This is a genomic window from Saccharopolyspora sp. NPDC045941 (assembly GCF_056431445.1).
In genome coordinates this window covers 1-9,338 of record NZ_JBWKKU010000124.1, presented here as the reverse complement: position 1 = coordinate 9,338, position 9,338 = coordinate 1, and the positions used below count along the sequence as shown (strand labels likewise).

The following is a 9,338-nucleotide window of genomic DNA, read 5'->3' as shown; positions in this document are numbered from 1 at the left end:
GCTATCTAACGTTGGCAGGGTTACCGCTGGGCACGTCAGGATCGGACTTGACGTGCTAACCCCACGGATAAACCCGGGGGTCTGCGCACTACGTCGACCTGATCAGCGACTGGATCCCGGTGTCGATCACGCTGGCCATCCTGGCGATCGGCTACCTCTACTACTACGGATACATCCACCCCCGCCGAGAAGACCGCTGGACGCTACCCGACCCGGTCGACGAAGAACCCTGACCGGTCCACTTCGGACACACCACCGTCCGGCGCAGCCGCGGCGCGGTCATCCTTCGAGGAAACGCATCAGCTCCGCGGTGACGAACTGGGGGTTTTCCTCGGCGAGCCAGTGGCCTGCGCGCGGCACGTCCACTGCTCGAACGATGTTGGCCATCCGCGAGTCCACTGTGGCTCGGATCGCGTCGAGTTGCCCTTGGGCCGTCATGAGCAGGGCCGGGACGCGTACCGGTGCCGCTGCCACGGTGTCGCGCACGTCCTCGTCGAGGGCGCGGTAGAGCTCGAAGCCGCCCGACAGCGCCTCGGGCCGGCTGTAGGTCCGCGCGTACTCGTCGATCTCGCCGGCGGTGAACGGAGACCGATCCGAGGTGCCGCCGAACGCCGTGCCCTCGAACGAGACTTGGGGGTAGAAGAGTGCGAGGTACTCACGGACGTCGTCGCCCACGATCGCCTCGGGGACCCGTCGCTGGGAGTGGAGGGCGATGTGCCAGCTCAGCGTGCGGTACGTGGATGCGTCGATCGCGGGCCCGGGTAGCGGCAGGTCGAGGTATCCGAGGCGGGCGGTGTCGCCGGGGAACTGGCTGGCGTACTGGAACGCCACCGCGGCGCCGAAATCGTGCCCGATGACGGCGGCGTCCCGGACCCCGAGCCTGTCGGCGATCAGCGTGTGCACGTACCGCGCCAGGGTGGCTTTGTCGTAGCCGGTCGGCGAGCCGGTGCTGTCGCCCAGTCCGGGAAGGTCGACCGCGTAGACGGTGTGGTGTCCGGCGAGGGCCGGCATGATCTGCCACCAGCCGTACCAGGTCTGGGGCCAGCCGTGGATCAGCACCACCGGCGTGCCGCTGCCGCCGGTCACGTAGTGCATGCGGATGCCGTCGACGTCGGCGAACTCGTGCCGGAAGGTGCCCTGGAACGCCGGATCGTCCTGGGTGGCGACGGCGTAGGGGGCAACGTCGTCCGCGGTCGGCGCGGAACAGGCCGCGCCGCCGATCGTGAGCAGAAGGGTGAGCGAGAGGGTCGCCATCGTGCGCGCGGGCCGGCGGAACCTGCGCGTCAGCGGCCGAGTTGTGGTGGTCATGTGTTCCTGTCCTGCGGAGGAAGTGCGGAGTCGGCGCCGGTCGCGCCGTCGATCAGCACCCAGTCTCGGTAGGCGCGCACCGATCTGGCACGAAATCTTGCCGTTCCCGCAAGACGAGCACGTGCACCGCGGAACGGACGCGGTGAATCGTTGCCCGACAACGGAATCTCCACTTGATCGGAAGGTCAGCAGCGCGCCTCCCTCGATGAACCACCTGCCCACAATTGAGGAACTACGCGAAGAAGCGCAATCCGGCCTTGGAGAAGTCCGAGCCGAGGTCCCGGTAGCGGGCGTCGCGGGCGTGTCGGTCACGCACCAGCGGTCAGCCAGGTCTGCGCGAGATGGGGCCTTCCGGGAGCGGGTTCGGGGCGGCCAGTTGCACCAGCACCGCGCCGGCGAGCAGTACCACCGCCCCGGCCAGTTGCGTCGGGCTCAGCGCCTGCCCGAGCAGCAGCCAGGCGAGTCCGGCGGCGACCAGCGGTTCCACCAGGGCCAGCACGCTGGCCAGGGCCGGAGGCAGATTGCGCAGCGCCCGCAGCCCGGCCAGGTAGGGCAGTGCGGTGCCGGCCACGGCCAGCACCAGCAGGGCCAGCCACACCGGAACCTGCAGGCCGCCGAGCTCCGCGGGGACGTTGAGCAATCCTGAGGGCAGCGCCCACGGCAAGGCGACCACGGCGACTGCCACTGCGCCGATCGACAGCCCGACCGCTGTCAGCCCGAACGAGTCGTACCTGCTCGCGCCGTGCTCGCCGAGCAGGAAGTACCCGGCCGAGCAGATCGCCGCGGCGAGCCCGGCGGCGACACCGAGCAAGTCCAGCTCGGATCCCTGCCAGATCTCCGCGACCAGGACCAATCCGGCCACGGCCAGCCCGATACCCAGCCACATCAGCCCCGGCAACCGGGTGCGCCGCACCACCCGCACCCACAGCGCGACCAGTGCGGGCGCCAGGTTGACCAGCACCATCGCCACCCCGACCGGGATCCGTGCCACGGCCAGGAAGAAGAACAGCTGCACCCCGGCGACACCGAGCAGGCCGTAGCCGAGCAGCAGCCACAGGTCGGCGCGATGGAACCGCAGCGCCTGCGGCCGCAGCACCGCGACCACCGGCACCAGCAGCACCGCAGCCAGCGCGATCCGCACCGAGGTCACCGCGGCCGGGGACCAACCCGCCGCCATCACCGCCTTGGCCAGCGGGCCGGAGCTCGCGAACAGCACCCACGAGGTCAGGCTCAGGCCCGTCGCCCGCGCCCGGCCCGGCGCCCGCGCGGTCTTCTCCAGTACGGCCACGCCTGCAGTCTGACCGCGGCATGACCGCCCCGGCCAGCGATTTTCCGGCGCACTAGCTCAGGTCGGGACGCATCCCGAAGGCGCCCAGCGCCGGACTCCAGTGGCGTTTTCGCGCGAAATCGGCGGCCTACCTCCCAGGCGGCCACGTCCCAGGCATGCCCGCGCACCAGCCTGAAACGACCTCTCAGTCTGGTAGAAGGCTCGTATCGGCGATGATTGTCCACAAAGGACGTTAAATCAGCTGTCGGCCGCCAGGCGGGCGAGGCGTCGCGGGGTCGGCCAGCGGACGTGGGAGGCCCAGCCGAGCCTCTCGAAGATCCAGATCACCCGTGCCGAGATGTCGATCTCGCCTCGCCGGACACCGTGCCGGGCGCACGTCGGGTCGGCGTGGTGCAGGTTGTGCCACGACTCCCCCATGCTCAGCACCGCGAGCGGCCAGAAGTTGGCCGCCTTGTCCCGGCTGCGGAACGGGCGATCCCCGACCAGGTGGCAGATCGAGTTCACCGACCACGTCACGTGGTGCAGAAGGGCCACCCGCACCAGCCCGGCCCAGAAGAACGCCGTCGCGGCGCCCCACCAGGTACCCGTGATCACACCGCCGCACAGCGCGGGCAGGGCGAACGTCGCCACCGTCAACGGGCCGAACAGCCGGTGCACCAACCGGATGTCGGGATCGGCCAGCAGGTCGGGCGCGAACCGCCGCTGGTTCGTCAGGTCCCGCTCGAAGATCCAGCCCATGTGCGCGTGCCAGAACCCGCGCGCCAGCGCGGCGGGAGACGTGCCGAACGCCCACGGCGAGTGCGGATCGCCCTCCCTGTCGGCGAAAGCGTGGTGGCGGCGGTGGTCGGCCACCCAGTGCAGGATCGGGCCCTGGACCGCCATGCTGCCCGCGACCGCGAGCGCGATGCGCAGCCAGCGCTTGGCGCGGAACGCGCCGTGCGTGAAGTAGCGGTGGTAGCCCACCGTCACGCCGAGGATGGTGAACACGTACCAGCCGGCCGCGAGCAGCGCGTCCCACCAGCGCAGCCCCCACCCCCATGCCAGCGGCACCGCCGCCACCAGCGCCAGGAACGGCAGGAGGATGAACACGTACACCGACAGGTGCGCGGCCAACGGCCTGCGGCCGACCAGCAGCGGTTGGGGCGTCGACCCGGACGGTTCGGTGGCGACCATCGCAGCAGGAACCTCGAATCTGCGTCACAGGAAGTTCTGCCACCACACAACCGGTCTCTGGCCCGGAGCACAACGAATCGGCCCGCAAGGATGGGTGAACGTCAGACGAGGGCGTGGTGTCGGTCCCCCGTCCAACGCACCGGGCTCGGGCTTCGGCCGCCTTGAGCCGTCCGGTTCCGGGTGCGATCAAGATCGACGCCACCGCTCCGGCACCCCTGTCGTCGGCGCCCGATGTGGCGGTCTCAGCGTGGCAGCGGCGGCAACTCGGTGCTGTCCAGCCATTTCGTGAAGAACCCGGCGAGCGACCGGTTCGCGAATTCGCCGGCCAGCGCCGTGAAGTCCGCCGTGGTCGCCGTGCCGTGCCGGTGGTCGGCGACCCACTTCCGCAGCAGCTCGAAGAACGGCTCGTCGCCCAGTTCGCGGCGCAGCGCGTGCAGCGTCAGCGCGCCGCGCTTGTAGACCTGTTCGTCGAACATCCCGGCCACACCCGGATCGGCGATCCGGAGGTCCGGCGGACCTGCGGCGACGTGCGCGTGCCAGTTCGCCGCGTGCTGCTGCGCCGACGGGCCGCCCGAGAACTCCGACCACAACCATTCGGCGTAGGTGGCGAAGCCCTCGTTGAGCCAGATGTGCCGCCAGTCCGCGATCGTCACGCTGTTGCCGAACCACTGGTGCGCCAGTTCGTGCACGACGAGCCGCTCGTTCGTGCGCCGGCCGTCCAGGTGGCCCGCACCGAAGACCGACATGCCCTGCGCCTCGACCGGCTCGTCCAGGTCGTCGTCGGTGACCACGACGACGTACTCGCCGAACGGGTACGGGCCGAACAACCGTTGCAGCACGTCCATGATCTGGCCGTGCCGCGCGAAGTCCGCGGCGAAGCGGTCGCTCAGCCGCGCGGGGATCGCCGCCCGCTGCGGCACCGGGCCGCCGGCCAGCTCCACCTCGGTGTACAGGCCGACCTGGATGCTCATCAGGTACGTCGCGGTCGGTTCCGGCCGCTCGTAGACCCAGGTCGTGGTGCTGCCGCGGCGTTGCCGCGACACCAGGGCGTTCGGTGCCCAAGCGCGGCCTGGTCGGGGTGCTGTCCTCGACGCCGCGCAAGGCCAAGAAGGGCTCGTCCTGGCTGGGCATGCCGCCGATGCCGCTGCGCCGTTCCATCGACGAGGCCGACGCGAGCCGGACGTTCGCCCCGCCGCTGCGGCTGAAGATCGCTCGCGCGATGGTCCCGGCCCACCGCTGCCCCGCGGGCACCGGGCCGCGCACCGTGGAGCCGGCCGCGATCTCCGCGGACTTGCCGATCCGGGCGCCGGGGATCAGCGTGGTGCGGGCGCCGACGCGCGCACCGGCGCCGATCCGGATCTTGCCGATGTGCACCTCGTCGCCGTCGACCCAGTGGCCGGCGAGGTCGACCTCGGGTTCGACGGCCGCGCCCTTGCCGACCTTGAGCATGCCGGTGACCGGCGGCGGCGAGTGCAGGTCGACGTCCTTGGCCACCTTGGCGCCCAGCGCCCGCGCGTAGTGGGTCATCCAGGAGGCACCGGACACGCCCGCCGCGCCGCTGAACTCGGCGAGCCGCTCGGCCGTCCACAGTCTCAAGTGGACACCGCCGCCGCGCGGGTAGGCGCCCGGGCGCACCCCGGCGAGCAGCACCGCGCCCCACCGGCCGACAACGCGATCCGGCCCACGGGGCTGAACAAGACCAGCCACGCCGCGGCGATCCACCACCACGACACCGCCGGCGCGAACGACACGGATCCGGTCCAGGCCAGCACGTTGCTCAGCGCCGCCAGCACCGTCGTCCAGCGCAACCCGACGATGGCCAGCAGCGGCAGCATGATCAGGGCCTGCCAGAGCCCGGTCAGCCGCGGCGTCGGCCGGACGACGCGCCGCGAGGTCTCGGTCATCGCCTCCAACGCGTCCAGGTGCGCGGCCAGCGAACCGAGCGTCGGGTGCTGGTAGATGTCGGCGACCGACACCTGGGCGTGGCGCATCCGGATGCGCGCGATCAGCTGGGCGGCGGTGAGGCTGCCGCCACCGGTGGCGAAGAAGTCCGCGGCGGGGTCGGTCACCTCCACGCCGAGGATTTCCGCCCAGCCCTCCGCGAGCCACGCCTCGGTCGGCGACATCGCCGACCTCGCGGCGGGATCGCCGCCGGCGGTGGGCAGCGGCCACGGCAGCGCGGCCCGATCCACCTTCCCGGAGGTGCGGGTCGGCAGGTCGGACACGACCGCGAGCAGCGGCACCAGCGCGGCGGGCAGCTGCTCCTGCAGCCGCCGCACCGCGTGGTCGTGGTCGAACGTCGCCTCGGACTCCGCACGCGGCACCACGTAGCCGACGAGGATCTGGTTCCCGGCGGCGGTGTTCTGCACGGCCGAGGCCGCCCCGGCAACGCCGGGCAGGGCCTGCAGCACCGCGTCCACCTCACCGAGTTCGATGCGGCGGCCACCGAGTTTGACCTGTTCGTCGGCCCGGCCGACGAACAACAGCCCCTCGGGCTCGGCCCGCACCACGTCACCGCTGCGGTAGGCCCGGGACCAGCCGAGCGACGGCAGCGGCGCGAACTTCTCGGCATCCTTGCCCGCGTCCAGGTACCGGGCGAGGCCGACGCCACCGATGATCAGCTCGCCGGTGGCGCCCATCGCAACCGGCTCACCGCGCTCGTCGACGACCGCGAGTTGCCAGCCCGCCAACGGCAATCCGATCCGCACCGGCCCCTCGCCGGTGAGCCGGGCGGCGCAGGCGACGACGGTCGCTTCCGTGGGCCCGTAGGTGTTCCAGACCTCGCGGCCTTCGACGGCGAGTCGTTCGGCGAGTTCCGGCGGGCACGCCTCGCCGCCGAAGATGAGCAGCCGAACCTCTTCCAGCGCTTCGACGGGCCACAACGCGGCCAGCGTCGGCACCGTCGACACGATGCTGATGTGCCGCGCCACCAGCCAGGGGCCGAGGTCGACACCGGTGCGCACGAGGGCGCGCGGCGCGGGCACCAGGCAGGCGCCGTGCCGCCAGGCCAGCCACATCTCCTCGCACGAGGCATCGAACGCCACGGACAGCCCGGCCAGCACCCGGTCCCCGGGGCCGATGGGTTCCTCGGTGAGGAACAGGCCCGCTTCGGCGTCGACGAAGGCCGCCGCGGCAGAGTGGCTCACCGCCACGCCCTTCGGCTTCCCGGTCGAACCGGAGGTGAAGATGATCCAGGCGTCGTCGGTGGGCGATGGTTCGCCCGGGCTACCGAGCGGCTCGCGGCGCAGCGCGAACGAGCCCCCGTCGGAGAGCACGGCGCAGACCTCGGCTTCGCCGAACACGAGTTCGGCGCGCTCGTCGGGATCGTCCGCATCCACCGGAACGTAGGCCGCGCCGGCGGCCAGCACGCCCAGGATCGAGACGTAGAGTTCCGCGGTGCCGGAGGAAATCCGGATTCCGACCCGGTCTCCGACGCCGATGCCGGCTTCAGCGAGCCGCCGCCGCACGACGTCGATCTCGGCGGTCAGCCGACCGTAGTTGAGCACCGTCGTGCCGTCGTCGATCGCCGGAGCGTCCGGGAATCGACGTGCCGTGCTGTCGAGAACCCCGATCAGGGTGCGCTGATCGGGCGCGAAGTCCGACCAGAAGACCGCGCTGGCCGCGGTTTCCGGAGATGCGGACGGGACGAGCTGTTCACCTGCTGCTGTCAGAGTCACCGAACGCGCCGTCCCGCCGACGACCCGTTGTCCCGCTGCCCGCCGCGCGGCAGGTCCCGTGAGGTGTCGCAACTCCGAACAGGACGTGAAATCACTGTCTCGCTCCGCAGTAGTCCAGGCGCGTACTCCGATGACCCGCCCAGGGCAGACAGATCAGCTTACGGATCGAACGGTTTTCCGCATCCCGAAGGCCGCCGCGAAGTGCTTGCCATCACAACTCGGGCGTGCTGGTCCATCCAGGTGTCAAGCGATCGCTCGTCGTTTACCGCGCATCGCTCCGGGTAGCGCTCGGTGAACGATCCGTTCCGATGGAAGTGGAGGGAAGTCCGATGCCGGGTGCGGGTTCGTTCATGGTGTTCCTCGTCATCGGCGCCGCGCTGGTGGTCGCCGACGGTCAGCTGATCCGGCGCAGCGGAACGACTTACCTGCAGTCGACCGCCCGCGATTCCGCCGCCGCGGATTCGGTGAACCAATTGGTCGTCGTCGTGTTCCACCTGGCAGCGCTGGGTTTGCTCGCGCTGATCTCCGTCGTGCCGATGGACCTCGGCAGCGCGCCGGAAACCGTGGTGGCGCGGCTGGGGGTCCTGCTGCTGGTGCTGGCGGTGGCGCACGGCGTGACGATCTGGACGCTGGGCCGGATCCGCACGCGCCAGCAGTCCCGGGTGCTGCAGGAGGAAGTCGTCCGCGCGCAGGAGGGGTCGACCGACCGCTGACCGGGCGAGCCCCGCAGGTGTTGGGCACGACGCTCCGGGTAGTCCTGAGTCGACAGTGCCTGATTTTCCGGAGGGCGCCATGGCGGAACGTCATGTCGTTCGCGACCACGCCGAAGGCACCTGGAAAGTCGTCGACGCGAGCACCGGAAAGACGGAGTCGCGAACCAGGCCCCAGGCCGGGCCATCGCGGAGGCACCGGTGGCGGTGACGTGGTCATCCACGGCTTCGGCGGCGAGGTGGACGAGAAGCGCACGGTCGCGCCCGCCACCTGAACCCGCGCCCGCTTCGGGTAGTGGGAGACGACCGACATCGGTGCGCTGACGTCACCGGTCATCACCGACCTTCTGCGCCATCACAGCACCTCGACAAACCACATCGACGGCAAGCGTCCGAGGCCGAGCGCCGGTACGCGCCTCCGCGCTACCCGATCAGCCGCGGCGTCAATCACGTTCCCGGTCGCGCTCGCGTGGTGGGCGAGCGACCCGCAGTGCCGTTCGTCCACAATGGTCGCTTCCGGCTCACCACCACAGCCGCCACTCAACGCTCCACCCCGCGCGGCATCAGGCATTCCGCCCCGCCGGGACTAGAACCAGTGCTTCCGCCCGGCGATAGCACGGCCGCTGGCGCCCGAGATGGCGAAAACGGCGCCCACGACGGTCAGCACCACACCCAGGATCCACAGGATCGAGATCTTGAGGAAGAAACCGAGCAGCAAGAGGACTACTCCGAGCACGATCACGGAGAACACCCCCGTTCAACGGGAAGTTCGGCACCACGAAGGACTGCCTGCGCATCCGGCAGGAGATCCGCTCCGCCGGGACTCTTCTCCGTCTGATTACCCCGCCTGACCCGTTTCCACACCACTCGCTGTCGCAGCGGGCTCAACACGTCTGCCGCAATTTCAATGGAAATCGAAGGACCGATTTCCATTGAGCGTTTTTCATCCTGGTCGACCCGCAGCCGCGGGTCGCAAAGCTGCACGTCGATGAAGTGTCGCATGCGCCGCAGGCGCATAACCCACCTACGTCACTCGCACCGCCGCGGGTTCTCAGAGGCTTCCTGGCGAGGACGGCCCTGACGCCGTGTATTGGACATACATATTGATGCGTAACTCAAATGTGGCGTGTTCGTTGGTTATGGTGTGAGGGTGGCGGTGACTAACGCTCGGCAGCTTTCCCC

7 protein-coding genes and 1 pseudogene are annotated in these 9,338 nt (G+C 70.3%); 1 reads left to right on the top strand and 7 read right to left on the bottom strand.

What is annotated here, in order from left to right; translation table 11 throughout:
* Positions 1–279: 279 nt before the first annotated feature.
* The 5 genes and pseudogenes from AC07FN_RS45035 to AC07FN_RS45015 all read right to left on the bottom strand — a co-directional run.
* Positions 280–1,308, bottom strand: coding sequence for an alpha/beta fold hydrolase (locus AC07FN_RS45035; protein ID WP_478401230.1), 1,029 nt, complete (start codon positions 1,306–1,308; stop codon positions 280–282).
* Between the two features lie 322 nt (positions 1,309–1,630).
* Complete coding sequence (locus AC07FN_RS45030) at positions 1,631–2,596, bottom strand: EamA family transporter (protein ID WP_478401229.1); 966 nt, start codon at positions 2,594–2,596, stop codon at positions 1,631–1,633.
* A gap of 237 nt (positions 2,597–2,833) precedes the next feature.
* Entirely contained in the window at positions 2,834–3,769 is a 936-nt protein-coding gene (locus AC07FN_RS45025) for an acyl-CoA desaturase (RefSeq protein ID WP_478401228.1), read from the bottom strand.
* A 242-nt stretch (positions 3,770–4,011) separates the two neighbouring features.
* The gene (locus tag AC07FN_RS45020) at positions 4,012–4,812 is read right to left on the bottom strand and encodes a M1 family aminopeptidase (protein WP_478401231.1); all 801 of its coding nucleotides are present in this window, start codon (positions 4,810–4,812) and stop codon (positions 4,012–4,014) included.
* A gap of 169 nt (positions 4,813–4,981) precedes the next feature.
* Positions 4,982–7,446: pseudogene (locus AC07FN_RS45015) on the bottom strand (non-ribosomal peptide synthetase); the annotation flags it as partial.
* A gap of 329 nt (positions 7,447–7,775) precedes the next feature.
* Between AC07FN_RS45015 and AC07FN_RS45010 the strand changes: the two are divergent.
* On the top strand, positions 7,776–8,159 hold the full coding sequence (locus AC07FN_RS45010; RefSeq protein WP_478401227.1) for a hypothetical protein: 384 nt from the start codon (positions 7,776–7,778) through the stop codon (positions 8,157–8,159).
* Between the two features lie 583 nt (positions 8,160–8,742).
* Here the strand turns inward: AC07FN_RS45010 and AC07FN_RS45005 are convergent.
* Positions 8,743–8,898 (bottom strand): hypothetical protein, encoded by a 156-nt coding sequence (locus AC07FN_RS45005; RefSeq protein WP_478401226.1) that lies wholly within the window; start codon positions 8,896–8,898, stop codon positions 8,743–8,745.
* Complete coding sequence (locus AC07FN_RS45000) at positions 8,895–9,173, bottom strand: hypothetical protein (RefSeq protein WP_478401225.1); 279 nt, start codon at positions 9,171–9,173, stop codon at positions 8,895–8,897. Before AC07FN_RS45000 ends, AC07FN_RS45005 begins: the two co-directional genes overlap by 4 nt.
* Positions 9,174–9,338: the final 165 nt, after the last annotated feature.

Bases quoted from the DNA above. Each gene is read 5' to 3' on its own strand.
- AC07FN_RS45000 (WP_478401225.1), bottom strand. From the start codon at position 9,173: ATGCGCCTGCGGCGCATGCGACACTTCATCGACGTGCAGCTTTGCGAC.
- AC07FN_RS45010 (WP_478401227.1), top strand. From the start codon at position 7,776: ATGCCGGGTGCGGGTTCGTTCATGGTGTTCCTCGTCATCGGCGCCGCG.
- AC07FN_RS45025 (WP_478401228.1), bottom strand. From the start codon at position 3,769: ATGGTCGCCACCGAACCGTCCGGGTCGACGCCCCAACCGCTGCTGGTC.
- AC07FN_RS45035 (WP_478401230.1), bottom strand. From the start codon at position 1,308: ATGACCACCACAACTCGGCCGCTGACGCGCAGGTTCCGCCGGCCCGCG.